This is a genomic window from Isoptericola sp. BMS4, assembly GCF_011634835.1.
In the GTDB taxonomy this organism is placed as follows: Bacteria; Actinomycetota; Actinomycetes; order Actinomycetales; family Cellulomonadaceae; genus Isoptericola.
On the sequence record NZ_SIRP01000046.1, the window covers coordinates 1 to 243 of the forward strand.

The window sequence follows — 243 nt, forward strand, 5'->3', positions numbered from 1 at the left end:
GCCGAGGCGGCGGCGATCGACGGGGCCGGGCACTGGCGCACGTTCTTCCAGGTGATGCTGCCCATGGCCGCCCCCGGCATGGCGTCGGTCGCGATCTTCAACTTCCTCGGGCTCTGGAACCAGTTCCTGCTGCCGATCGCGCTCAACCCCTCCACGGAGAACTGGGTGCTGTCCCAGCGGCTGGCCGCGTTCGTGTCCTCGGCCGGGTACGCGGTCGACTTCGGGGCGATGTTCGCCGCCGTG

At 70.4% G+C, this 243-nt stretch carries 1 protein-coding gene; it reads left to right on the forward strand.

Annotated elements, in window-relative coordinates; genetic code table 11:
• Positions 1 to 243 (forward strand): ABC transporter permease subunit (locus EYB28_RS19945; RefSeq protein WP_166853080.1); only part of this gene is annotated, 243 nt, incomplete at both ends.